General features: G+C 68.1%; 22 protein-coding genes. 16 read left to right on the plus strand and 6 right to left on the minus strand.

Annotated features, from left to right (window positions below):
• Window positions 1–7 precede the first annotated feature (7 nt).
• The 3 genes from ARTB_RS19400 to ARTB_RS19410 all read left to right on the plus strand — a co-directional run bounded on the left by ARTB_RS19400 (window position 8) and on the right by ARTB_RS19410 (window position 3,880).
• Window positions 8–1,402 (plus strand): geranylgeranyl reductase family protein, encoded by a 1,395-nt coding sequence (locus ARTB_RS19400; protein ID WP_243181965.1) that lies wholly within the window; start codon window positions 8–10, stop codon window positions 1,400–1,402.
• Window positions 1,403–1,411: 9 nt separating this feature from the next.
• Window positions 1,412–2,512, plus strand: coding sequence for a polyprenyl synthetase family protein (locus tag ARTB_RS19405; RefSeq protein ID WP_028276664.1), 1,101 nt, complete (start codon window positions 1,412–1,414; stop codon window positions 2,510–2,512).
• A 531-nt stretch (window positions 2,513–3,043) separates the two neighbouring features.
• On the plus strand, window positions 3,044–3,880 hold the full coding sequence (locus ARTB_RS19410) for a DUF559 domain-containing protein (RefSeq protein ID WP_243181966.1): 837 nt from the start codon (window positions 3,044–3,046) through the stop codon (window positions 3,878–3,880).
• A gap of 138 nt (window positions 3,881–4,018) precedes the next feature.
• Here ARTB_RS19410 and ARTB_RS19415 read toward each other — a convergent pair whose 3' ends face one another.
• Window positions 4,019–4,447 carry a hypothetical protein gene (locus ARTB_RS19415; protein ID WP_243181967.1) on the minus strand — a complete coding sequence of 143 codons (429 nt, stop codon included), beginning with the start codon at window positions 4,445–4,447 and terminating at the stop codon, window positions 4,019–4,021.
• Between the two features lie 20 nt (window positions 4,448–4,467).
• Window positions 4,468–5,133, minus strand: a complete 666-nt coding sequence (locus ARTB_RS19420) for a trimeric intracellular cation channel family protein (protein WP_243181968.1) — start codon at window positions 5,131–5,133, stop codon at window positions 4,468–4,470.
• Between the two features lie 60 nt (window positions 5,134–5,193).
• On the opposite strand from ARTB_RS19420, the gene ARTB_RS19425 reads away from it, so the two are divergent.
• From ARTB_RS19425 to ARTB_RS19480, 12 genes are all read left to right on the plus strand, one after another.
• Window positions 5,194–5,940, plus strand: a complete 747-nt coding sequence (locus ARTB_RS19425) for a sirohydrochlorin chelatase (protein ID WP_243181969.1) — start codon at window positions 5,194–5,196, stop codon at window positions 5,938–5,940.
• Window positions 5,941–6,071: 131 nt separating this feature from the next.
• Window positions 6,072–7,817 (plus strand): nitrite/sulfite reductase, encoded by a 1,746-nt coding sequence (locus tag ARTB_RS19430; RefSeq protein ID WP_243181970.1) that lies wholly within the window; start codon window positions 6,072–6,074, stop codon window positions 7,815–7,817.
• Window positions 7,814–8,524, plus strand: coding sequence for a phosphoadenylyl-sulfate reductase (locus ARTB_RS19435; protein WP_243181971.1), 711 nt, complete (start codon window positions 7,814–7,816; stop codon window positions 8,522–8,524). Before ARTB_RS19430 ends, ARTB_RS19435 begins: the two co-directional genes overlap by 4 nt.
• On the plus strand, window positions 8,521–9,576 hold the full coding sequence (cysD, locus tag ARTB_RS19440; RefSeq protein WP_439954152.1) for a sulfate adenylyltransferase subunit CysD: 1,056 nt from the start codon (window positions 8,521–8,523) through the stop codon (window positions 9,574–9,576). The genes ARTB_RS19435 and cysD overlap by 4 nt, the downstream gene beginning before the upstream one ends.
• On the plus strand, window positions 9,576–11,000 hold the full coding sequence (locus ARTB_RS19445; RefSeq protein WP_028276671.1) for a sulfate adenylyltransferase subunit 1: 1,425 nt from the start codon (window positions 9,576–9,578) through the stop codon (window positions 10,998–11,000). Before cysD ends, ARTB_RS19445 begins: the two co-directional genes overlap by 1 nt.
• 283 nt (window positions 11,001–11,283) lie before the next feature.
• Window positions 11,284–12,450: an ABC transporter substrate-binding protein gene (locus tag ARTB_RS19450; protein WP_243181972.1), complete on the plus strand. Its 1,167-nt coding sequence runs from the start codon at window positions 11,284–11,286 to the stop codon at window positions 12,448–12,450.
• A 44-nt stretch (window positions 12,451–12,494) separates the two neighbouring features.
• A complete protein-coding gene (locus tag ARTB_RS19455; RefSeq protein ID WP_243181973.1) occupies window positions 12,495–13,220 on the plus strand; it encodes an ABC transporter ATP-binding protein in 726 nt (241 codons plus the stop codon).
• A complete protein-coding gene (locus ARTB_RS19460; RefSeq protein ID WP_243181974.1) occupies window positions 13,210–14,148 on the plus strand; it encodes an ABC transporter permease in 939 nt (312 codons plus the stop codon). The genes ARTB_RS19455 and ARTB_RS19460 overlap by 11 nt, the downstream gene beginning before the upstream one ends.
• 198 nt (window positions 14,149–14,346) lie before the next feature.
• Window positions 14,347–14,643, plus strand: a complete 297-nt coding sequence (locus ARTB_RS19465; RefSeq protein WP_223913715.1) for a putative quinol monooxygenase — start codon at window positions 14,347–14,349, stop codon at window positions 14,641–14,643.
• Window positions 14,644–14,766: 123 nt separating this feature from the next.
• Entirely contained in the window at window positions 14,767–16,053 is a 1,287-nt protein-coding gene (cobA, locus tag ARTB_RS19470) for a uroporphyrinogen-III C-methyltransferase (protein ID WP_243181975.1), read from the plus strand.
• Window positions 16,054–16,142: 89 nt separating this feature from the next.
• Window positions 16,143–17,618: an FAD-dependent oxidoreductase gene (locus ARTB_RS19475; RefSeq protein WP_243181976.1), complete on the plus strand. Its 1,476-nt coding sequence runs from the start codon at window positions 16,143–16,145 to the stop codon at window positions 17,616–17,618.
• Window positions 17,619–17,805: 187 nt separating this feature from the next.
• Window positions 17,806–18,807 carry a DNA topoisomerase IB gene (locus ARTB_RS19480; protein WP_243181977.1) on the plus strand — a complete coding sequence of 334 codons (1,002 nt, stop codon included), beginning with the start codon at window positions 17,806–17,808 and terminating at the stop codon, window positions 18,805–18,807.
• A 19-nt stretch (window positions 18,808–18,826) separates the two neighbouring features.
• Here ARTB_RS19480 and ARTB_RS19485 read toward each other — a convergent pair whose 3' ends face one another.
• Together ARTB_RS19485 and ARTB_RS19490 are read right to left on the minus strand one after the other, a co-directional pair.
• Window positions 18,827–19,408 (minus strand): hypothetical protein, encoded by a 582-nt coding sequence (locus ARTB_RS19485; protein WP_243181978.1) that lies wholly within the window; start codon window positions 19,406–19,408, stop codon window positions 18,827–18,829.
• 111 nt (window positions 19,409–19,519) lie between these two features.
• Window positions 19,520–20,359, minus strand: coding sequence for a DUF1206 domain-containing protein (locus ARTB_RS19490; RefSeq protein WP_243182008.1), 840 nt, complete (start codon window positions 20,357–20,359; stop codon window positions 19,520–19,522).
• A 259-nt stretch (window positions 20,360–20,618) separates the two neighbouring features.
• Between ARTB_RS19490 and ARTB_RS19495 the strand changes: the two genes are divergently transcribed.
• Window positions 20,619–21,155: a hypothetical protein gene (locus ARTB_RS19495; protein ID WP_028276681.1), complete on the plus strand. Its 537-nt coding sequence runs from the start codon at window positions 20,619–20,621 to the stop codon at window positions 21,153–21,155.
• A gap of 93 nt (window positions 21,156–21,248) precedes the next feature.
• Here ARTB_RS19495 and ARTB_RS19500 read toward each other — a convergent pair whose 3' ends face one another.
• Both ARTB_RS19500 and ppk2 read right to left on the minus strand, forming a co-directional pair.
• The gene (locus tag ARTB_RS19500; RefSeq protein WP_243181979.1) at window positions 21,249–24,017 is read right to left on the minus strand and encodes a cation-translocating P-type ATPase; all 2,769 of its coding nucleotides are present in this window, start codon (window positions 24,015–24,017) and stop codon (window positions 21,249–21,251) included.
• Between the two features lie 28 nt (window positions 24,018–24,045).
• Window positions 24,046–24,915, minus strand: coding sequence for a polyphosphate kinase 2 (ppk2, locus tag ARTB_RS19505; RefSeq protein ID WP_243181980.1), 870 nt, complete (start codon window positions 24,913–24,915; stop codon window positions 24,046–24,048).
• Window positions 24,916–24,982 lie beyond the last annotated feature (67 nt).

The following is a 24,982-nucleotide window of genomic DNA, read 5'->3' on the forward strand; positions in this document are numbered from 1 at the left end:
CCCTGCTGTGAATGTACTGATCGTCGGGGCGGGCCCGGCCGGATCCACCGCCGCCTACTACCTTGCCAAAGCCGGCATTGACGTCACGGTGCTGGAGAAAACCAGCTTTCCCCGCGAGAAAGTCTGCGGCGACGGACTCACGCCGCGCGCGGTCCGCGAGATCCAGAAGCTGGGACTCGCCCACCCCGAAACCGACGGCTGGCGGCGGAACAAAGGCCTGCGCCTGATCGCCGGCGGCCGCACGATCGAACTGGCCTGGCCGGAGGTTGCCGACTTCCCGCAGTACGGGCTGATCCGGACCCGGCTCGGCTTCGACGAACAGCTCGCCCGGCATGCGCAGTCCGCGGGCGCCGTCGTGCTGGAACGCCACAGCGTCACCGAAGCGCTGCGCTCCGAGGATGGCCGGGTCACCGGCGTGCGCGCCGCGCTGCTGGACAACTCCGGACGCAAGACCGGCGAGACGCGCGACTTCAGCGCCGACGTCGTCCTCGCCGCCGACGGAAACTCGACGCGCACCGCCGTCTCACTGGGCATCGGCAAGCGCGACGACCGGCCCCTCGGCGTGGCTGTGCGGACCTACTTCACCTCGCCGCGGCACGACGACGACTGGATGGAAGGCTGGCTCGAGCTTCCCGGCCGCGACGGCAAACTCCTGCCCGGCTACGGCTGGGTGTTCGGCGTCGGCGACGGCACCTCCAACGTGGGCCTGGGCATCCTGAACTCCTCGAAGGACTTCGGCAAGCTGGACTACAAGCAGGTGCTGCGCGAATGGACCGCCGGCATGCCCGCCGACTGGGGCTTCACCCCGGACAACCAGGTGGGCGAAATCCGTGGGGCCGCGCTGCCCATGGGCTTCAACCGCACCCCGCACTATTCTCCGGGCCTGCTGCTCCTCGGCGACGCCGGCGGCATGGTCTCCCCGTTCAACGGCGAGGGCATCTCCTACGCCATGGAGTCCGCCCGCTTCGCGGCCGAATTCATCGCCGACGCGGCTGCCCGGTCGGCGTCCGCCGGCTGGGGGACCGGGGCAGAGGCTTCCAGGGCCGCCGACGCGCACCTTGCCCGTTACGCCGACTACGTGCGCCAGCAGTGGGGCTCACACTTCACCCTGGGAAGGGCGTTCGCCGCCCTGATCGGCAAGCCGGCCGTCATGAAACTGGCCCTACGGACCGGTATGCCTGTCCCCGTGCTCATGCGTTTCGTGGTGCGGATGCTGGCCAACCTCACCGATCCGGCCGCCAAGGGCTTCGAGGACCGGGTCATCCGGGTCCTGGAATCCCTGGTACCCGCCACGTCCAATCAGGCCACGTCCAATCAGGCAACGTCCAACAAGGCCGCGTCCACCACGGACAGCGTTCCGCACTCCGGCGCCAACTCCGCGGTTTCCGCAACAAAAAGTTAGGGTTAACCCGTGACCAACTCTGCAGACCAAAGCTGGACGCACGCCGGACACGGCCTGCCGAGCGCTGAACCCAGCCTCAACACCACCGCGATCGCCACCGGGCTCCAGCTGCCGGCAGGCTTCTCGGCCATCGCGGGCGACCCCGAGCTGGGCCCGGCGCTCACCACCAACCTGGCGCGCGTCGAGAAGAAGCTGCGCGAAGCCATTGCCAACTCCGATCCCCTGGCTGACGCAACGTCGCGCCACCTCGTGGAAGCCGGCGGCAAGCGGATCCGCCCACTGCTGACCCTGCTGTGCGCCCACCTTGGCGACGCCTCCCTGCCTGCAGTGGTGCAGGCCGCCGTCGTCGTCGAACTGACGCACCTCGCCACCCTGTACCACGACGACGTCATGGACTCCGCGCCGTTCCGCCGGGGGGCGCCGACGGCCCACGAGGTCTGGGGCAACTCCGTCGCGGTCCTGACCGGCGACCTCATCTTTGCGCGCGCCTCCATCCTGGTCTCGGAGCTCGGGTCCCGGGCGCTTGGCATCCAGGCCCGCACCTTTGAACGGCTCTGCCTGGGCCAGCTGCACGAGACCGTGGGACCGCGCCCGGACGAGGACCCCTTGGCGCACTACCTCTCCGTCATCGCGGACAAGACCGGCTCGCTCGTGGCCGCCTCCGGGCAGCTGGGTGCGATCTTCTCCGGCGCCGACGAAGCCTACGAGCCGATCCTGGTCGAGTACGGCGAGAAGGTGGGCGTGGCCTTCCAGCTCGCCGACGACGTCATTGACGTCACCGGGATCAAGGTCAAGTCCGGCAAGTCGCCGGGAACCGACCTGCGCGAGGGCGTGCCCACCCTGCCCGTGCTGCTGCTGCGCAACGCGGCCCGCGACGGCGACCTGGCCGCCGTCGAACTGCTGACGCTGATCGACGGTGACCTCAGCTCGGATGAGGCCCTGGCCGCCGCCGTGGCCGGACTCCGGGAGCACCCCGTCACTGCACAGTCCTGGGTGGTGGCACGCACCTGGGCCGATGAGGCCATTGCCGCCCTTGCCCCGCTGCCTGAGGGCGTCGTAAAAGCCTCGCTGACCAGCTTCGCCCACGCCGTAGTGGACCGCAGCAGCTAGGCGTCCACCGCCGTCCTGCCGCTGGGGCCGTCCCCGGCCACACCAGCTACGCCAGGCCCGGCGGTACAGCCGGTCCGGAGTCGCTCCCCGGCCGGTTCTTCCGGCTGGGCGCAGCCTGCCGATTAACCTGGCTTCCGGCTTAGACGGAATGGCCCCGGTTCCTCACAACGTTCGAGTCTTCCGTTGTGCCGAACCGGGGCCATTTCTCCGTTCGCATCAGATCCACCGGAGGCATTTGGTGAACCCAAGAAAGAGCATATGACAACTTTGTAATGCTGTCTAGCGGTTTTGTAATTTGATTGTCACGGGTTCGTCGGCGGCTTGGCGGACGCCCCGGGCACATGAGGCGGCCGCTCGCGTGACTGCGGCCGAGCGGGGCCACTTTGCCGCGCTGCGGTCTGCTTCCAGGCTGGTTTCTCGGCGTGTTGGAGTCAAAGTGCCCCACGGCGGCTGTGGATGTCCGGGATGAGGTTTTCCACATGGCGCAGCGGGGCCGGTCCCTAAGTGTCCCCGGCAGGGCACATTGGCGGAATGGACGTTGCCACTTATCTTGCTTCACGGGGCGGAGCGGCCGCCACGGCGGACCTTGGCCGGGCCGGATTCAGCCGCCACCGGCTTGCCACGGCCGTGTCCCTGGGCACCATAGTGCGGATCCGCCGCGGGCACTATGGGCTTCCGCAGGATTCCGGTGCCTACCGGGCGGCGCGCGAACTGAAGGGGTTGCTGACGTGCGTGTCGGCCGCTCCGTGCTACAGCTTGTGGACCTTGGCTCCGGCCCACTCCATGCATTTGTGTCTTGGGCACCGGGCCGCACCGCCCGGCACTGTGGCCCACGGCCGCTGCAGGCACCTCCGGCACCCGTGGCTGCCCGTGGCCGGACTCGCCGACGTCCTGATCCATGCACTCCACTGTCTGCCTGAATTGGAGGCCCTTGTCATGGTCCAGTGTGCGGTGGGCCGGAGGGACATCACCCTGGCCTTCCTCCGCAGCAAACTCGAAGGTAACCGCAACGGACGCGCCAGGTCGGTGCTGGACCTTGTCATTCCGCGGGCCGATTCGCTGCTGGAAGTTCTCGCCAACACCGCCTTCCGCAGGGCCGGGCTGCACGTGCGCCGGCATGTGGAGATTCCCGGGGTAGGGGAGGTGGACTTCCTTGTTGAGGACTGCATCGTCGTGGAGACCGACGGTGCCTCGCACCTGGAGCCGCTGCAAGTCAAGAAGGACCGGCGGCGGAACAACGCAAGCCTCATCGGTGGTTACCTTGTACTCAGGTTCGGGTACGACGACGTCGTCCATCACCCGGAGCGGATGGTTGCGGAGGTTCTGGCGGTGCTGAAGTTGCGGCGCAGTGGGGCCTTCCGGCCGTGACGGGCAGGTCGCTGCTGCCGTCCGGGGCTACATTGGCGTCTCAGCAGGGGATCACCGGACCCGACGACGGCGGGTCCGTGTCAAAGTGCCCCCGGACCGCCGGACCGCCGGACCCGGCCCGAGGAGAGGCCGTGGAGCCTAGTCTTCGTCCTCGTCGTTGAAGGCCCACTCGAACATGTCGAAGACGAATTCGGAGAAGGTCCCTTCCTCGCTCTTCCACTGGCCGCGGGCGTTGTTGCGGCGGTACACGATGGGATCCGGGATGCTGAGGTCCCCGACACGGAAGCCCCAGGTGAACTGCTCTTCCTCGTCCTCGAGGAACATGAGGAAGCCCTCATCATCCACTTCGAGCTCTTCGGGGTCCCAGAAGTAGTGGTAGGCCTCCATGATGTCCTCGCAGCCGCCGACTGCCAGGTAGAACTCGCGCAGGACCATCGGGACCTGGAACTGGTGTTCGGCGAGGGCGGCGTCGAGCTCCTCGGCCGGGAGGCCATCTTCTTCCTGCCATTCGTCTTCGAGATACTTCGGGACAAGCGCGCGGAATTTCTCGAGGAACATGTCAGTCATGGTCTTATCCTAGCTAATCCTCAGCGGTCGTTTTCCGCGCTGTCCAGGCCCAGCCGGTGCCAACCGCGCACCGCCAGCGGAACGTACCAGTGGCGCCGCCAGGCCGTGACCCGGAAGGCGAAGACAAGCCCGGCGACGGCGCAGGCGCTCACCGCGGTGAAGGTCCCCGTGAGGGACAGGATCACGGTCAACGCCGACCCGGCGAACGCCGGCAGAGCGTACAGATCCTTGGGGTCGAAGAGCTGTGGGACCTCGTTGGCGGTGATATCCCGCAGCAGGCCGCCACCCACCGCCGTCGTGACACCCAGCAGGACGGCGGCCACAGGATTCATCCCGGCGGCCAGCGCCTTCAGTGTGCCGGTGATGCAGAACAGGGCCAGCCCGCCGGCGTCGAACAGCATCAGCAGCGACGTGAAGCGCTGGACGCTGGAGAACAGGAAATACACCAGCACCGTGGCAAACAGGGGCGGTGCCAGATATGCCGGGTTGGTGAACGCGGCGGGCGGCCCCGCGTTGATGATGATGTCGCGGATGACGCCGCCGCCCAGGCTCACCACCGAGGCCAGGAGCAGCGAGCCGATGATGTCGAACTGCTTCCGCGCAGCGAGCAGCGAGCCGGAGACCGCAAAGAAGAACACGCCGGCGAGGTCAAGCCAGACCAGGACAAGGCTGAAGGAGAAGGTCATGAAGCGTCCCGGTCGGTTGCAAGGGGCGGATAGGGCGGCTCCAAGGTTACGCTAACGGCTATGAATACCCCCATCCTGATCGCCTGCGCCCACGGCACGTCGAGCCCGCAAGGGGCCGCGGAGGTCAACGCGCTCCGGGACGGCATCGCCGGGCTCCGTCCCGGGCTGGACGTCCGCGAGGCCTACGTCGACGTGCAGGATCCGGACCTGCCGGCCGTCGTGGCGGGCCTCCCGGCGGGGGTAACCGCCGTCGTGGTTCCGCTGCTGCTAAGCGTCGGATACCACGTCAAGGTGGACATCGCCCGCGCCGTGAAGAGCCGGCCGGACACTCTGGCCGCGGCGCCATTGGGGCCGGATCCGCGGCTCGCAGCGCTGCTCGATGCGCGGCTGCGCGAAGCCGGGGTAACGGACAACGACGCCGTGGTCCTCGCCGCCGCCGGGTCCTCCGATCCCAGCGCCGCACAGAATGTCGAGGAACTCACGGACCAGCTCCGTGCCCTGCGTTCCAACCGGATCGTGGCCGCCTACGGCGCCTCCGCCAAACCCTCGGTTCCCGACGCCGTCGCCATGCTCCGCGAGGAGGCCGCCGGCGGTGCCGGCGCGGGGGAGTCGGCCGGAGCGGTGGACCTTGGCGGCCGCGTCGTCATCGCCTCGTATCTCCTGGCGCCCGGGTTCTTCCATGACCAGCTGGCCAAGGCCGGCGCGGACCTGGTGACGGCGCCGCTGCTGCCCTCCCCGGTCCTCGCCGAAATTGCCCTGGAACGCTACGACGCGGCGCTGGCCGGGGCCCGGCAGCCCCGGCCCTGACGGTCCGCGCAGATGCACAGCTGCAGGGCGACTTCAAGGGTTTTCGGCGGTTCGTGACGAAATGTTGCCCTAGGTGACTCCCCGTTTCTGACCCTTTGTGACGGGATTACGGCCGCCCCTACAGTCGATGCATGACTGATACAGCTCTAGCCGGAGCGTCCACGGACGAGGCTGCCGCCGGCCGCACCAAGCGCCCTCCCCGCCCGGCCGCAAAGCCGCACGGCCAGTGGAAAGTGGACGGCACCACGCCGCTGAACGCCAACGAGACCTGGAAACAGGAAGACAACGGCCTCAACGTCCGCGAGCGTATTGAGTCCGTCTACTCCAAGCACGGCTTCGACTCGATCGACGGCACCGACCTGCACGGCCGCTTCCGCTGGTGGGGGCTCTACACCCAGCGCAAACCCGGGATCGACGGCGGCAAGACCGCCACGCTTGAGCCGCACGAGCTCGAAGACAAATACTTCATGCTCCGCGTCAGGATCGACGGCGGTGCGCTCACCACCGGGCAGTTGCGCGTCATCGGCCAGATCTCCGTGGACTTCGCCCGCGACTCGGCCGACCTCACGGACCGCCAGAACATCCAACTGCACTGGATCCGGGTCGAAGACATGCCCGAAATCTGGCGCCGGCTCGAAGGCGTGGGACTGTCCACCACGGAAGCCTGCGGCGACGTGCCCCGCGTCATCCTCGGCTCCCCGGTGGCGGGCATCGCCAAGGACGAGATCATCGACCCCACGCCGCTGATCCAGGAACTCGCCGAGCGGTTCATCGGCGACCCGGAACTGGCCAACCTGCCGCGCAAATTCAAGACCGCCATCACCGGCCACCCCAGCCAGGACGTGGTGCACGAGATCAACGACGTCGCCCTGGTGGGCCTGGTCCACCCCGAACTCGGCATCGGCTATGACCTCTGGGTGGGCGGCGCGCTCTCCACCAACCCCATGCTGGGCAAGCGCCTCGGCGCCTTCGTCCGGCCGGACCAGGCCGCCGACGTGTGGCTCGGCGTCACCAGCATCTTCCGCGACTACGGCTACCGGCGCATGCGCACCAAGGCCCGCCTGAAGTTCCTGCTGGCCGACTGGGGGCCGGTGAAGTTCCGCCAGGTCCTCGAGGACGAATACCTCGGCTACAAGCTCGCCGACGGCCCGGCCGCCCCGAAGCCCTCCACGCCCGGCGACCACATCGGCGTGCACGAACAAAAGGACGGCAAGTTCTTCATCGGCGCCACCCCGCTGGCCGGCCGCCTCTCCGGCAGCCAGCTGGTCAAGCTCGCGGACACCCTGGAGGCCCGCGGCTCGCAGCGCCTGCGCACCACCCCGCACCAGAAGCTCGTGGTCCTCGACGTGCCCAAGGACGAGGTGGACCCGCTCGTGGCCGAACTCGACGCGCTGGGCCTGTCCGCCCGCCCGTCCGTGTTCCGGCGCGGCACCATCGCCTGCACCGGCATCGAGTTCTGCAAGCTCGCCATCGTGGAAACGAAGGTGACTGCGGCGACGGCGGTTGCCGAGCTGGAGCGCCGGCTGGCCGACCTCGCCGAGAGCAAGCAGCTGCCCCAGGCGCTGTCCCTGCACATCAACGGCTGCCCCAACTCCTGCGCCCGGATCCAGACGGCGGACATCGGCCTCAAAGGCATGATGCTGCCAACGCCCGACGGCGACCCCACCCCGGGATTCCAAGTCCACCTCGGCGGCGGGCTCGCGTCCGACAGCCGCGAGGAGGCAGGCCTGGGCCGCACCGTCCGCGGCCTGAAGGTCACGGCCGAGGAGCTGCCCGACTACGTCGAACGCGTGGTCCGCAAGTTCGTCGCCGACCGCTCCGAGGGCCAAAGCTTCGCCGAGTGGGCCTTCGCCGCGGAGGAAGGTGATCTGCAGTGACCGCAGCACTCCGCTCCCACGACGAGCTCAAGGCCCTCGCCGAGGCCGGCGCCGCCGAGCTCGGCTGGGACGCCCCGGCCCGCGACGTCATTGCCTGGGTGGCCCGCAATTTCGAACTGCCGACTGTCGCCGTCGCCTGCTCCATGGCGGACGCGGTCCTCCCGGCGCTGGTCGCGGACGAGCTCCCCGGCGTCGACGTCCTGTTCCTGGAGACCGGCTACCACTTCCCGGAGACGCACGCGACGCGCGACGAGGTCGCGGCCAACCTGCGCGTCAACGTCGTGGACGTGCTGCCGGAGAACACCGTGGAGCAGCAGGACCGGCTCCTGGGCAAGGACCTCTTCGCCCGCGACCCCGCGCAGTGCTGCGCCCTGCGCAAAGTGGCGCCGTTGCGCCGCACCCTGGCAGGCTACGAGCTCTGGTTCACCGGAGTCCGCCGCGACGAGGCGCCCACCCGCACCAACACGCCGCTGATCGCCTGGGACGAGGCCAACGGTCTGGTCAAGGTCAACCCGGTGGCGGCCTGGACTTTCGACCAGCTGGTGCAGTATTCCGACGACAACCTTCTTCCCGTCAACCCGCTGCTTTCACAGGGCTACCCGTCCATTGGCTGCCAGCCCTGCACCCGCAAGGTGGCGCCCGGCGACGACCCCCGCGCCGGACGCTGGGCAGGAACCGACAAGACAGAATGCGGACTACACGTATGAGCAATGTTGAGACTTTCGTGGCCGTCGACCCCGATGCCGCCCCCGCCCCTTCGCGGGACGGCGATGCTGCAAGCAGCATCGCGTCCCGCTCCGACAGGCCCGATGCCACTCCCTGGGCGGCATCGGGGCCGACGGCGGAGGCCCGCCTGAGCTCCCCGGCTCGCCTGTCGTCGTTGGACACTTTGGAGTCCGAGGCCATTCACATCATCCGCGAGGTCGTCGCCGAGTTTGAGAAGCCTGCGCTGCTGTTCTCCGGCGGCAAGGATTCCGTGGTGATGCTGCACCTGGCCACGAAGGCCTTCTGGCCCGGCAAGGTGCCCTTCCCGGTGCTGCACGTGGACACCGGCCACAACTTTCCCGAGGTCATCGACTTCCGCGACCGCACTGTGGAACGGCTGGGCCTGAAGCTCGTCGTCGGCTCCGTCCAGGAGTTCATCGACTCTGGTGAGCTGGCCGAGCGTGCCGACGGGACCCGGAACCCGCTGCAGACCGTCCCGCTGCTGGATGCGATCCAGCGCAACAAGTTCGACGCCGTCTTCGGCGGCGGCCGCCGGGACGAGGACAAGGCCCGGGCCAAGGAGCGGATCCTGAGCCTGCGCGACGAGTTCGGCCAGTGGGACCCCCGCAACCAGCGGCCCGAGCTGTGGAACCTCTACAACGGCCGGCACACGGTGGGCCAGCACGTCCGCGCGTTCCCCATCAGCAACTGGACCGAACTGGACGTGTGGCGCTACATCGAGCGCGAGAACATCGAGCTGCCGGGCCTGTACTACGCCCACGACCGCGAGGTCTTCGCCCGCGACGGCATGTGGCGCGCCGTCGGCGAGGTCTCCCAGCCGCGCGAGCACGAGGAAGTCATCACCAAGACCGTCCGCTACCGGACTGTCGGCGACATGTCCTGCACCGGCGCCGTGGAATCGGCCGCCGCCACGGTGCGCGACGTCGTCATTGAGGTTGCCGCCTCGACCATCACCGAACGTGGCGCCACCCGGGCCGATGACCGCATCTCCGAGGCCGCCATGGAAGACCGCAAGAAGGACGGCTATTTCTAATGAGCACGGAAACGTTTCTCCCGGGCCCGGACCTCGTTGCCGCGGCGCTGCCCACTACGCTGTTCCGCTTCGCCACCGCAGGCTCCGTCGACGACGGCAAGTCCACCCTGGTGGGCCGGCTCCTGCACGACTCGAAGGCGATCCTCGCCGACCAGCTCGACGCCGTCGCCCGCACCTCGGCGGACCGCGGGTTCGGCGGTGAAGGGGCCACCGGCACAAAAGCGATCGATCTCGCCCTGCTGACCGACGGCCTGCGCGCGGAGCGCGAGCAGGGCATCACAATCGATGTCGCCTACCGCTACTTCGCCACGGACCGGCGCAGCTTCATCCTCGCGGACTGCCCCGGGCACGTGCAGTACACCAAGAACACGGTGACAGGCGCGTCCACCGCGGACGCCGTCGTCGTGCTCATCGACGCCCGCAAGGGTGTCCTCGAGCAGACCCGCCGGCACCTGTCCGTGCTGCAGCTGCTGCGCGTGGCACACGTGATCGTCGCCGTGAACAAGATCGACCTCGTGGATTTCAGCGAGGACGTGTTCCGCGGGATCGAGGCGGACGTCCAGCAGGTCGGGCGCGAACTCGGGCTCGGTTCCGACGGCGTCGCCGATCTCCGCGTCATCCCCGTCTCGGCCCTCGACGGCGACAACGTGGTGGACCGCTCGGAACGGACCCCGTGGTACGACGGCCCGGCGCTCCTGGAGGTCCTGGAGACGCTGCCGGCCGCCGACGAACTCGAAAGCCACCTCGAAAGCTTCCGTTTCCCGGTCCAGCTGGTGATCCGGCCGCAGGGCGCGCTGGCTCCGGACGCCATCGCCGGCGGCCTCGATCCCGAGGCCTACCGCGACTACCGTGCCTACGCCGGCCAGATCACCGAAGGCTCCGTGAAACTGGGGGACCAGGTCAGCATCCTGACCCCGGGCCAGGCCCCGCGCACCACCACCATCACCGGGATCGACTTCGCGGGCCGCGAGCTCGCCGAGGCGGCCGCCCCGCAGTCCGTGTCCCTGCGCCTGGCCGATGAGTTCGACGTCGCCCGCGGTGACACGATCGCGGCGGCGGGGACCGTGCGTGAAAGCAGTGCAGACCTCTACGCCGCCCTGTGCTGGCTCTCGCCCAAGCCGCTCCGGGAGGGCTCCAAGGTCCTGGTCAAGCACGGCACCCGCACGGTCCAGGCCCTGGTCCGGAACGTGACAGGCAGGCTCGACCTCGCCAGCTTCGGCCTGGAGCCGACCACCACCCTGGAGCTCAACGACATCGGGCACGCGCAGCTCCGGCTCGCCGCGCCGCTGCCGTTGGAGAACTACCTGCACCACCGCCGCACCGGGGCGTTCCTCGTGATCGACCCGCTCGACGGCAACACCCTCGCCGCAGGCCTGGTCAACGACCACCCCGGCGACCACGAGGACGAGCGCTACTCGATCTAGGCCACGTGCCACACGGGCGCAGCTTGTTCCCCGGTCGGTCGCCCTGGGCGGCGGTCCGGGAAACAAGCTGCCGTCTTTTGGGGCCGAATGTGACGCTGCGTGAACCCGCGTGACCCCCGGTTTCCGGGCCGTTGAACCCCGAATATGACACTCCCTATGGTGAATGAATGAAGACACAGGAACGGTTCCCCGGCCTCCCCCGCAGGGACTTCCAGGGGCGATGTCGCCGGCGCTGACCATCCGCCCGGCCCTTCCGCACACACCCCAGAACAGGACTTCACCCATGTCACACACCCCCGAAAACCCCGGGCCCGGCACCACCCGGATCGTCGCCGGCGAGACCGGCAAACCCAAACGCAAGCGCACCCTGGAGATCGCCCTGGTCGCGGGCCTCGTGCTCCTGATCGGCGCCGGCGCTGCCGTTGCATCCTCGCTGTCCCGCAGCCCCGAAACCGCCCCCGCAGCGGCAACGGCGGACGCCGGCCCGGCCACGGAACTCAGGCTCGGCTACTTTGGCAACATCACCCACGCCCCGGCCCTGGTGGGTGTCAACAAGGGGTTCATCGCCAAGGACCTCGGGGCGACCAAGCTCAGCACGCAGGTGTTCAACGCCGGCCCGGCCGCGATCGAGGCCCTGAACGCCGGCGCCATCGACGCCACCTACATCGGCCCCAACCCGGCCATCAACTCCTATGTCAAGAGCAACGGCCAGTCCATCAGCATCATCGCCGGCGCCGCGGCCGGCGGAGCGCAGCTGGTGGTCAAGCCCGGCATCAACTCGGCGGCCGACCTCAAGGGCAAGACGCTCGCGTCGCCGCAGCTCGGCGGCACCCAGGACGTGGCCCTCCGCGCCTGGCTCGGCAAGCAGGGGTTCAAGACCTCCACGGACGGCAGCGGCGACGTCTCGATCAACCCGACCGAGAACGCCCAGACCCTCAAGCTGTTCCAGGACGGCAAGCTCGACGGCGCCTGGCTGCCGGAGCCCTGGGCCTCCCGCCTGGTGCTCCAGGCCGGCGCAAAGGTCCTGGTCGACGAGAAGGACCTGTGGGAGAAGGGCGAGTTCGTCACCACCGTCCTGATCGTGAACAAGACGTTCGCGGCCGAGCACCCTGCCACGGTGCAGGCGCTGCTGAAGGGCCATGTCGAATCCGTGGACTGGCTCAACGCGGCGCCCGCCGCGGAGAAAGCCACCGTCCTCAACGACGGACTCAAGGCAGCCGCCGGCAAGGCGTTGCCGGCCGACGTCATCGACCGGTCCCTGAAGAACATCGTCTTCACCACCGACCCGCTCGCAGGGACGTACAGGAAACTGCTCCAGGACGGCGTCGACGCCGGCACCACCAAGCAGGCCGACATCAACGGCATCTTCGACCTCACGGCGCTCAACAGCGTTCTGAGCGAGAGTGCGGCCGGCAAGAAGATCTCCGCCGAGGGGCTCGGCAAGGACTAGCGCCCGGGCCCCCAGACATCCGCCACAACAGTAAGGACCAGACCATGCCAGTCGTACTGGAACACCTGGGCAAGCGCTTCGGCGCCGGCGCCCCGGTGCTGGACGACGTCAACGCCACCATCGGGCAGGGCGAGTTCGTCGCCCTGCTCGGTGCCTCCGGCTGCGGCAAGTCCACCCTGCTCAACATCATGGCGGGACTGGAGGCCCCGACGTCGGGCGCCCTGGAAGTGCCCAGCGACGGCGCCGCCTTCATGTTCCAGGACGCGGCACTGTTTCCCTGGCTGACCGCGCGGGAGAACATCGAGCTGGCCCTAAAGCTGCGCGGCGTCGGGAAATCCGACCGCCGGGTCCGGGCGGGGGAGCTGCTGGACCTGGTGCACCTGGGCGGTGCGGGGGACAAACGGCCCCACGAACTCTCCGGCGGGATGCGCCAGCGCGTCTCCCTGGCCCGGTCGCTGGCCCAGGACCGCCAACTGCTGCTCATGGACGAGCCGTTCGCGGCCCTGGACGCGATTACGCGGGACCTGCTCCATGACGAGCTGGAACGGATCTGGAAGGAAACCGGCCGGACCATCGTCTTTGTCACCCACAACGTCCGCGAGGCCGTCCGGCTTGGCCAGCGAGTCCTGCTGCTCTCCTCCCGGCCCGGCCGCGTGGTGCGGGAATGGCACGTCAGCGAAGAGCACCGCACCGACGCCGGGCTGGCCGGCCAGCTCACCGGCGAAATCACCACCCGGCTACGCGAGGAGATCCGCCGCCATGCCAAGTAACCAGCTTCCCGTGGCGGAAGCACCGGCCGAGGCCCGCAAGGTCCACGCCGCCCTGACCCGTTCCTCCACCGGCAAGGAAGATCTCCGCGAGCTCGAAGCGGGCCTCGACTCCCTGCAGTCTGACTCCATCCGCAAGGTCCGCATCGACTGGAGCCGGATCCTGCTGCCGGTGGCCGCGCTCGCGGTGCTGATCATCCTCTGGCAGTTGTACGTCTCCCTCGGCTTCAAGCGGCGCGACGTCGTGCCCGGCCCCCTGGATGTCATCGGCCAGGTCGGAATCCTGTGGGGCGAGGGCAAGCTTCAAGAGGCCGTCTGGACCTCGCTGCAGCGCGGCGTCGTGGGCTTCCTGATCAGCGTGGTGATCGCGACGCCGGTGGGTCTGGTGCTGGCCCAGGTGGCACCGCTGCGGCGCGCTTTCGGGCCGCTGATCTCCGGGCTGCAGGTCCTGCCGTCGGTGGCCTGGGTGCCGGCCGCTATTCTCTGGTTTGGGATCACGGATGCCACCGTGTATTTCGTGGTGTTCATGGGTGCGATTCCCTCGATCATCAACGGCCTGATCTCCGGTGTGGACCAGATTCCGCCGCAGTACCGCAGCGTCGGGAAGGTCCTGGGTGCGTCCCGTCTCCAGCTGGCCCTGCAGATCATCCTGCCGGCGGCCCTGCCCGGGTACCTCGGCGGCCTCAAGCAGGGCTGGGCGTTCTCCTGGCGCTCGCTCATGGCGGCGGAAATCATCGCCGTCGGCGGCACCATCGGCTTCGGTCTGGGCTCCATGCTGGACCAGGGCCGCGTCCTGTCCGACATGACCATCGTCATGTCCGCCATCCTGCTGATCCTCGCCGTCGGAATCCTGATCGAGCTGCTCGTGTTCGCGCCGGTTGAAAAGCGGCTGCTCCGCCGCCGCGGCCTCCTGGCCGGCAGCACCCGCTAGGCCAGCCCCCAGCCCCTCCAAAGCAACGCGCGGTTACTTACGGCCCATATTTCCATTGGTTTATGGGCCGTAAGTAACCCCGCGTTCCTTTTTCGATGGCTCCTTGCCCGGGTACAGGCACGGGCCTACACTCACGCCTAGAGGCCGGATTGCGGCCCCTTCCACGGCTGATGCAAGCCCGATTCCTAGGAGGTCGCTGTGGCAGCAAAATTTGGCGTGCTGGCCCTGGTCGAAGCCAAAGCGGGGAAGGAACAGGACGTCTGGGACTTCCTGAACGGAGGGCGCGAAATCGTGCTCAACGAGCCCGGAACGCGCACCTGGTATGCCTTCCGGGTCAACGAGAACACCTTCGGTATCTTCGACACCTTCGATACCGAGGAGGACCGTCAGGCCCACCTCAGCGGCGCCATCCCCGCCGCCCTCGGCGAACACGGTCCGGCCCTGCTCGCCAAGGATCCCGACATCAAGCTGATCGAACTCATCGCCGTGAAATAGGGGTGCCCCCGGCCGCCGCAGATCAGGAGCGGCGATTGCCATTATGTGACGCGGCGTTACCTTGCGTGAACTGGTGTTGCCGCACCGTTGTTCCGCTATGTGACGCCGCCCTATCGTCGATGCATGGCAATTCAGGACATTTACCCCACGGCGCTGCGCCTCCTCGGCCGTCCCGTGCTGGTGGTCGGCGCCGGACCGGTGGCCGCCCGGCGCACCAAGGGGCTGCTCGACGCCGGAGCCCGCGTCACCGTCGTGGCCCCGGCCGCCTGCCCGGCGCTCGCCGAACTTGCCGGCGCCGGCCTCCTGAACTGGGAGCCCCGCCCGTACCGTGCGTCCGACGTCGACGGCGTGTGGTTCGTCCAGACCGCCACCGGCGACGCCGCCGTGGACGCCCAGGTCTCCGCCGACGCCGAGGCGCAGCGCATCTGGTGCGTCAACGCCTCCGACCACGAAGCCTCCGCCGCCTGGACGCCCGCCGTCGCCGTGGTGGACGACGTCAAGATCGCCGTCAACGCCGGCGGAGACCCGCGCCGCGCCATGGCCCTGCGCGACGCCGTCGCCACGGCCCTGGCCACCGGAGACCTGCCGCTGCGCCGGCACCGGGTTCCCGGCACGGGGGCAACTCCGGGATCCGTGGCCCTCGTGGGCGGCGGTCCCGGCGACACCGGACTCATCACCGTCCGCGGCCGCCGGCTCCTTGGCCAGGCCGACGTCGTGGTGGCGGACCGGCTCGGCCCGCGTGAACTCCTGGCCGAACTGGCCCCCGACGTCCGCGTGGTGGAGGTCGGCAAGACCCCCGGCCACCACCCGGTGCCGCAGTCCGAAATCAACCGGATCCTGGTCGAGGAAGCCCTGCAGGGCCACCGCGTGGTCCGGCTCAAGGGCGGCGACCCCTACGTGCTGGGCCGCGGCGGCGAGGAAGCCGAATTCTGCCGGCAGCACGGCGTCGAGGTCGAAGTGGTTTCCGGCGTCACGTCGGCGATTTCCGTGCCCGCCGCCGCCGGCATCCCGGTCACGCACCGCGGGCTGGCCAAAGGCTTCAGTGTGGTCACCGGCCATGAGGAACTCTCGGAAGTGCCGGCCCGTGCCGACCACACTGTGATCCTGCTCATGGGTGTGGGCCAGCTGCGCGATTCCGCAGCCTCCCTGGGCCGCGCCGGTTTGCCTCTTCAGACGCCTGTTGGCATCGTAGAGAATGGATACCTGCCAAACCAGCGGGTGACCATCGGAACCCTCGGGACCATCGCGGACCAGGCGGAGGCCGCAGGCGTAGCGAATCCCGCCGTGATCGTGATCGGCGACGTGGTCCGCGTCAGCCCGTTCGCGCCGTCGCACTTCAAGACCGCGGACTACAGCACCACCTCCCCGAACGCTCCCCGCACCACCAAGACCCGCGTACTGACCCCCTAACACCCGTCGATTGCTCCACAACTGCCGTTATCAAGCCCCAAAAGGGCGTTTGTGGAGCAACGGATGCAGAAGAAAAAAGGAACACAGCCGTGTCAACTAGCACCCCCGTAGGAACCGCCGCCCGCCCGCTGCGCGTCGCCGTCGTCGGCTCCGGTCCCGCCGGCGTCTACGCCGCGGACATCCTGACCAAGAGCGAGGCCGTCAAGAGCGGCGAGCTCACCGTCAGCATCGACCTCTTCGACCGCTACCCGGCACCCTACGGTCTGATCCGCTACGGCGTGGCCCCCGACCACCCCCGCATCAAGGGCATCGTCAACGCCCTGCACAAGGTCCTGGACCGCGGCGACATCCGGTTCTTCGGCAACGTGGACTACGGCACGGACTTGTCCATGGATGACCTCCGCACCCACTACGACGCCGTCATCTTCGCCACCGGCGCCATCAAGGATGCTGACCTCAACATCCCCGGCATCGAGCTCGAGGGCTCCTACGGCGGCGCCGACTTCGTGTCCTGGTACGACGGGCACCCCGACGTGTCCCGCGAATGGCCGCTGGAGGCCAAGGAAATCGCCGTGATCGGCAACGGCAACGTGGCCCTCGACGTGGCCCGCATGCTCTCCAAGCACGCCGACGACCTCCTGGTCTCCGAAATCCCGGACAACGTCTACGCCGGGCTGAAGTCCTCGCCGGTCACGGACGTGCACGTGTTCGGCCGGCGCGGACCCGCCCAGGTCAAGTTCACGCCCCTGGAACTGCGCGAACTCTCCCACTCCAAGGACGTGGACATCATCCTCTACGCCGAGGACTTCGAGTTCGACGCCGAATCGGACCGGCAGATCCAGAGCAACAACCAGACGAAGACCATGGTGGGCACGCTCACCAACTGGATCGCCGAACAGCCCGAGGACCTCTCCGAGCTCACCGCGTCCCGCCGGCTGCACCTGCACTTCCTGCACAGCCCCGTCGAGATCTACGCAGAAACCATAGACGGCGCCGACGCGCCCGGCCGCGTCGCCGGGATCAAGTTCGAGCGCACCGAACTGGACGGCACCGGCAACGCCCGCGGCACGGGCGAGTTTGTCGAGTACCCGGTCCAGGCCGTGTACCGCGCCATCGGCTACTTCGGCTCCGCCCTCCCCGAGGTCGAGTTCGACCACAGCAAGGGAGTCGTCCCGAACGACGGCGGCCGGGTCCTGGACGCCGCCGGCACCCACGTGCCGGGGATCTACGCGACAGGCTGGATCAAGCGCGGCCCGGTGGGACTGATCGGCCACACCAAGGGTGACGCCCTCGAAACCGTGACCTACCTGCTTGAGGACCGCGAAAACCTGCCGCTGGCCGCGGCGCCCGCCCCCGAGGCGATCGTCGAGCTCCTGGCGGGCCGCGGCGTCGCGTACACGAGCTGGGAAGGCTGGCTGGCCCTGGACGAGCACGAGCGCGCCCTCGGTGAAAAGGCCACCGCTGCCGGCGGGTCGCACGGCGTCGCCGTTCAGCGCGAGCGCATCAAGGTGGTGCCCCGCGAGGACATGGTGGAGATCTCCCGCGGCGCCGCCGTCGAGGTCTAGCCTCGACGCAGAGCAACGACGCAGAGCAACGACTCAGAGCAACGCGGGGTGACTTCGCGCCCATTCCAGACAGGAAGAGGGTCGCGAAGTGGCCCCGCGTCGTTTTCATGGCCTCCAAGGGCGTGGAAACCCGGGTGGTAGTCAGTAGGCTTACCGTCATGGATGAACACTCGCCCGGGGCCGGCCAATGAGGCTCCGCCACAGCAACGCGTCCGGCCGCGGATACCGCAGGGTCCCCGCAGGGACTGGGTTCAGTTACAAGGACCTGGACGGTTCCACCCTGCCGCCGGGCCCCGTGCGGGAACGGCTCGAGGGCATCGGGATCCCGCCGGCCTGGACCGACGTCTGGATTGCCCCGTACGACAACGGACATATCCAGGCCACGGGCGTCGACGCGGTGGGCCGCCGGCAGTACATCTACCATCCGAGCTGGCGGGAACGGAAGGACCGGCTGAAGTTCGACCGTTCGCTCCAGCTGGCTGAGACCCTGCCGGCCGCACGCCGCCTGGTGACCATGGACCTGCGCTCCGAAGGGCTGACGCGGGAACGGGTGCTGGCGGCCGCCTTTCGGATGCTCGACAGCGGATCATTGCGCGTCGGCTCGGAGCGCTACACCAACGAAAACGGCAGCCACGGCCTCGCCACCCTGCTCTGCGCCCACGTCAAGGTGCGCAAGGATGAACTCCGGCTCAGCTTCCCGGCCAAGAGCGGCAAGACCTGGGAGTCGCGGATTGACGACGCCGACCTCGCCGCCGTCGTGCGCCAGCTCAAGCGCCGCGGCGGCAACGCCCGCCTGCTGGCCTACAAGGACGGCCGCAGCTGGCATCCGGTGTCGAGCGCGGACATCAACGAGTACGTCAAGGAGCGCACGGGGGAGGACTTCACCGCAAAGGATTTCCGCACCCTGCGGGGGACGGCGGCGGCAGCGGTCAGCCTGGCGCAGAGCGGCCCCCAGGCGAAGGTCTCTGCCCGGAAGAGCGCGGTGAGCCAGGCCATGCAGGACGCGGCCGCGGTCCTGGGCAACACACCGTCGATCGCCCGGAAAAGCTACGTGGATCCCCGGCTGCTGGACCACTTCGCGGCCGGGGAAACTATCGACCCGAGGCGGCTGGATTCCGCCGAGTCCGAGATCCGCGCCCTGCTGTACCAGGAAGGCGACGTGGTGCCGCTGCGGAAGGCCGCCGGCTAGGGCGCGGCCCGGCGGCACCTCAGAACTCGGCGTTAATGAACCCGATGACAATCGCCGTCCACCAGCACAGCTGCGAGATCACCAGGCACAGCAGCAGATGGACCCGTTGGCCGGCGGTCAGGTCCCTGAACGAGGCGTCGGGCGTCAGCCTGGCCAGCCGCCTCATGAGCGGAATGAGCATTATCCCGTTCAGGCTGAGCACAAGGACGGCGGCGAGCTTGAGGTCCGTCATCGGGTTGCTCAGGTGCGGGTTCAGGAACGCGCCCGTGGCCAGCATGCCGGCCAGACCGCCCCAGATCAGCGGTGTCGCCGCGCCGTCGAGCCTGATGGTTTCGGCCAGGTCGCGTCTGCCGATCAGCCACAGGAAGCCGTGCCAGTCCATCAGGACGACGGCGCCAAAGGCCACGACCATCGACAGCACGTGCAGCACGACGGCGATATGGTGGACATAGGTGTCGACATGGACCGCGGTGGACAACGTGACCGAGAGCAGCCAGGCCGCGGCGGCCGCGGCGGACAGGCCGGCCACAAGCCGCCGCGTGGACCGCTCAGATTCACGGTGCCGTCGGAGGGTGCGCCTGCTCACCGGAACGTAGCTCATGCCATACCTCTGCGAGACCTGCCGCGGTGGCCCTCCCAGCCCGGCCCGGGGTAGCTCCACGATAGTCCCGCGGGCGGATGCCAACAAGGAAATCCCCATCCGGGGCGGCGGCTACATCCGGCCGAAGCGCGCCCGGACCAGCGCGAACACGCCGTAGGCAATGAAGCCCGCCCCGATCGCCAGGAGCAGGTATGGGCCGAAGGGGTGGTCCCGGAGCGCCTTGAGGCTGCCGTCCAGGCCGGTGGAGGAACCGGGATTGTTGGTCGCCGCGGCCACGACGAAGAGCAGCCCGGTCAGGATCAGCGCCAGCCCTTTCGAGACGTGCCCGGTGACGCCAAGGGCGCTGATGACCCTGCCGCGGCGGGTCCCCTCGAAGTGCTGCAGTTCCTCCTTGAACTTCTTCCCGAAGCCCTTGACGATGAAATACACGCCGATTCCCATGATGGTGAGCCCGAGGCCGACAAGGGCCGGAACCCCCAGCGGTGACTGGATCAGGGCCGTGCTGAAATCCCGGGTCGAGTCGCCCGAATCGCCGCGCTGGCCGAGCCCGAAGCCCGCGAAGCTCAGCCCGACGCTCCCGTACGCTATGGCGAGGAAACCGGAGGAAATGAGTTTGCCCAGCTGCTCCCGGCGCGGCAGGTGGCGGCCCCGGAGCGTCGCCTCGCTCAGCTGCCAGAGCGCGAGGCCCGCGCAGGCGATGCAGGCCGCCCACATCACCGCCGGACCCCAGGGGTTGGCGGCGAGTTGTTCGATGGCGCCGGTGGGTTCGGCCTGGCCCGGCGCGCCCAGGACCAGGGCGACGGCGATGGCCCCGATCACGATATGAAGCAGCGCCATCACCGCGAATCCGGAACGTGCGACGACGTCGAGCGCGGTGCTGTTCGACGCCGCCTCCGCGGTGTCGACGGCGTCGCCGATAGCGGCTTCGATCCCGGACTCTTCTTCTGCCATGGTGATGCGGGTATTCCTCATCTGGTCCGGTGGAACGGCGGTGTGCCGGTGTTGCGCCGGTGTGCCGTGTCGTGCCTGCGGCGGTGTGCCTATGCCGCCGATTCTACGCGCGGCGAAGTGGCAGCCGCGTGGACTACCGCGTTTTTGGTAAGTGTGCTTACCATAGCCGAGTCATGGCCCCGCTCGTGGACATGCCGCGGACCGGCAGCCTTGCTGCCCCTGCGATTCGGATTCGAAGACAGATGATAGGAAGCTCAACATGGCAGGTAATCTTGTTGCCCGATCCATTCACGACCTGACGGCAGCCGCCTGGTTCGGCGGTTCCCTGATGGGCGCCATTGGGCTCAACGGTGCTACGGCTGTTGCCAAGGACCCTGCGGAACGTACCCGCCTCTCAAGCCTGGGCTGGAAGAAGTGGGCGCCGTACCAGACGGCGGCGTTTGGGGCGCATTTTCTTTCGGGCCTCGCCATCATGTGGGAGAACAAGGGCCGGATGGCCAAACAGGACGGCGTCACGCGCCTGAGCGTCTACAAGTCCGTCGTCACCCTCGCCGGAGCCGCTGTGACCCTGTACGCGGGCCTGCAGGGAGCCAAGGTGGACAAGCTGGCCGCCGAGGGCGCCAAGGGTGCCACCGAGCCGAAGCCGGGTGCCTCGGAGGAACTCCGTTCCGCGCAGCAGCAGCTGAAGATCCTGCAGTGGACCATCCCCGTATTCGCCGGCTGGGTGGTCGTGCTCGGCGCCAAGCACGGCGAGATGCAGCGGCCCAAGAACGTCCTGAAGGGCCTCGTCCGCTAGCCCTGGCACAGCCGTATGCGCCACTGTCGAGGGCCGGAACATCGCGTTCCGGCCCTCAACAGTGGCAGTCGCACTCTCGCCGGAACAGCACTCTCACGCCGGAACCGGGGGAGCCGAGACTGCGGCCCGGCCCTTCGATTGCCGGGCCCGCAGGATGATCTTGAAGATTTCACCGAGGAACAGCAGCACCACGCCCGGCACCAGGCAGAGCAGCCACTGCTGGCCGGTAAGCGGCAGCGTGCCGAACAGGTCCTGCATCACCTTCATCTGGGTGATCAGCATCGAGCCGAGGACGGCCCACGCGAACGCCCAGAGCAGCTTCGGGTTGGACACCGTGGCGGGCCCGAAGGCGCTCTCGGTCGGGTAACGCAGATTGAGCGCCACGAAGATGTTCATCAGCCCCAGCCCCACCACTGCCATGGTCTGGCCGACCTCCAGTGAACCGTAGGTCGTCTTGCCGATCTGCACGAGGATCAGCGTCGCGGCCGCCATGAAAAGCCCGACGATGAACAGGCGGACCATCATCGACCGGACGAGGATCGGCTGGTTGAAGGGCCGTGGTTTGCGGTCCATGATGCCCGGCGTCGCGAGATCCAGGCCCATCACGGCCCCAATCGGGGCGACGATCGCCATGTGGATCCACAGCACCTGGGCGGGGCTGAGCAGGGCCGTGCCGGCTATGGCGAAGGCCGAGGATCCGATGAACGCCAGAATGAACATAAACAGGTTGGCAACCTGGATCCGGATGAACTTCTGCAGGTTGTCGTACACGAGCCGGCCCTCTTCGACCGCCGCGACGATGGTGGCAAAGTTGTCGTCGGCCAGGATCATCTTGGCCGCACCCTTGGCGACGTCGGTGCCGGTGATGCCCATCGCGATCCCGATGTCGGCGGCCGCGATGGCCGGCGCGTCGTTCACGCCGTCGCCGGTCATGGCCACGATGTTGCCCTTGCGCTTGAGCACCTCGACCAGCCGTACCTTGTGTTCGGGGGCGACACGGGCGATCACGCCGATCCCGTCCACCTGGCTGTCGGCCTCCGCGTCGCTCATCGCCGCGAACTCGGCCCCGGTCACCGCGCGGCCCCTGATGCCCAGTTCGTCGGCGATCGCCGCAGCAGTGACGGCGTGGTCGCCGGTGATCATCCGGACCCGGATGCCGGCGTGCTTTGCCTTGGCGATGGCAGCCACCGCCTCGGCGCGCGGCGGGTCAACCTCGCCGATCAGCGCCGAAATCTCCAGATCCTGCATCAACGCCATCAGGTCGCCCGAAGGCTGGAACGTCGCCGGGTCGAACTCGCGCTGCGCCAGGGCGAGCACCCGCCTGCCCTGGCTGGCGATGCGATCGTTCTCGGCAAGCACCTTGCCCCGCATTTCGTCGGTGAGGCGCTCGGCGTGGCCGCCCGGCATCCGGCCGAACGAGGACCTGCTCAGGAGGACGTCGGGTGCCCCCTTCACGTAGGCCCGGATCACGGGCATGCCATCGTCCCCCGGCATCCGGTGGAACGTGGCCATGAACTTGTAGTCGGAATCGAACGGTACCGACGCCACGCGCGGGTTGTTCCGGCGGAATTCCCTGACGTCCACGCCGCCTTTCTGCGCGAGCACGTAGAGCGCCGCCTCGGTGGGGTCCCCGACCACCTCGCCGTCGTTGATATCGGAGTCGTTGCACAACGCGCAGGAGAACATCACGTAGTCCAGGTCCCGTTCGGCGTCCCCGGTGGTCCGTTGGATCTGGCCGTCGAAACTGTAGCCCTCACCGCTGACGGTGTAGTGGTGCTGCACTGTGGTGATCTCGCGGACCGTCATCTGGTTCAGGGTCAGGGTGCCGGTCTTGTCCGAGTTGATGGCCGAGGTGGAGCCCAGGGTCTCGACCGCAGGGAGGACCTTCATGATGGCGTTCTTCTTGGCCATATTGACCGACCCGACCGACAGGATGGTGGTGACGACGGCGGGCAGCGCATCCGGGATGGAGCCGACAGCCAGCGCCACACCGATTCCGAAGAGCACCGCGAAGGACTCGCCGGAGGCCAGGCCCATCACGACGATGGCGATAAACGCGAAGAGGGCCGCGACAATGATGAAGATGGTGAGCCGGTCGACCTGCTTGGTGAGCGGGGTCTTCTCCACTTTCTGCCCGGACAGCATGTGGGCGATGTGGCCGACCTCCGAGCCCATGCCGGTGGTGGTGACGAGGATTTCGCCGTGGCCCCGCGTCACGTTCGTGTTCATGAATGCCATGTTCAGGCGGTCGCCGATGCCGACGTCGTGCCGGCCGATGGTCTCGGTGTCCTTCTCGACGGCGACGCTCTCCCCGGTCAGGGCGCCCTCCTCGATCTGGAGGGTTGCCGCCAGGATGATCCGGCCGTCGGCGGGGACGCGGTCACCGGCATCGACCACCACGATGTCGCCGGGGACGATCTGTTCGGCGGGGAGCTCCACAACGTCACCGTCGCGGCGCACCTTGGCCATAGCCTTCATCATCTCCCCCAGGGAGGCAGCGGCTTCTTCGGCCTTGCCCTCCTGGTGGTACCCCAGCCACGCGTTGAACAGCGTCAGCAGGGCAAGCCCAATAGCGGTTCCGTACTCCGCGATCAGCAAGCTGACCAGGGCGGCGACCACAAGGACGATCTGCATGTAGTCCTGATAGTGCTTGAAGAACCGTTTCCATACCGGCTCCTGCTTAGCGGCGGCCAGGGCGTTCGGGCCGTACTCCTGCAGCCGCTGCTGCGCCTCTCCCGTGCTTAACCCGCCAACTGGATCCACCTTCAGCTCGGCCGCCACTTCAGCCGGTGCCAGCGCGTACCAGCTCGCGTCAGCCTCCGCCGGGGCCACCCCAGCTACTGCTCCGGGATCGTCGCTCATGACTTCCTCCTCATCGCCGGGGCGCTGCTTAGAACGGGGTGGGGATGTGCCGCACGGACAGTGCCGGCTCGGTGTAATCGCCGGCCTTCTGGCGCTTGGGGAGCTCGACGTCAAGCCCCGGGTACGGCTCGTAGGGCACCTGGCTGAGAATATGGCTGATGACGTTGAGCCGGCCGCGCTTCTTGATGTCATTGTGCGCGATGTACCACGGCGCCCAAGCGGTGTCGGTCGCCTCGAACATGGCGTCCCGGGCCCGGGAATAGTCGTACCACCGTTTGTAGGACTTCAGGTCCATCGGAGAGAGTTTCCAGGTCTTGCGCGGATCATCCATGCGGCTCTCGAGCCGCCTGGTCTGCTCGTCCGCACTGACCTCGAGCCAGTACTTGAGCAGGATGATCCCGGAGTCGACCATCGCCTTCTCCACCATCGGGGTCATGTCGAGGAACCTCTGGGTCTGTTCCGGGGTGCAGAAACCCATCACCCGTTCGACGCCCGCACGGTTGTACCAGCTGCGATCGAAGATGACCACCTCGCCCGCCGCCGGGAAGTGCGACATGTAGCGCTGGAGGTACATCTGCGACTTCTCCCGCTCGGTCGGTGTGGGGAGCGCGACCACGCGGAATACCCGGGGGCTCACCCGCTCGACGATGCGTTTGATCGTGCCGCCCTTGCCGGCCGTGTCGCGGCCTTCGAAGACGATGCAGATTTTGGCTCCGGTGGCCTTCACCCACTCCTGCATGGCGACCAGTTCACCCTGCAGGACCTCCATCTCCGCTTCGTACTTCTTGCGCGGCATCTTCTTCCCGGCGCGCTCATCCTCTGCGTCGGAGCCCTTGGACTTTTTCTTCTTCTTGCCCACCATCGACCTCCTCGCGACGTACTTGCTGAGGTAAACCACAACACTGCGACACCGGCGAGACTGTCATCCAACGAGACCGGCACCCCGGCCCGGGACTGGGGCGCAG

The organism is Arthrobacter humicola (assembly GCF_022803015.1).
Classification (GTDB): domain Bacteria; phylum Actinomycetota; class Actinomycetes; order Actinomycetales; family Micrococcaceae; genus Arthrobacter; species Arthrobacter humicola_A.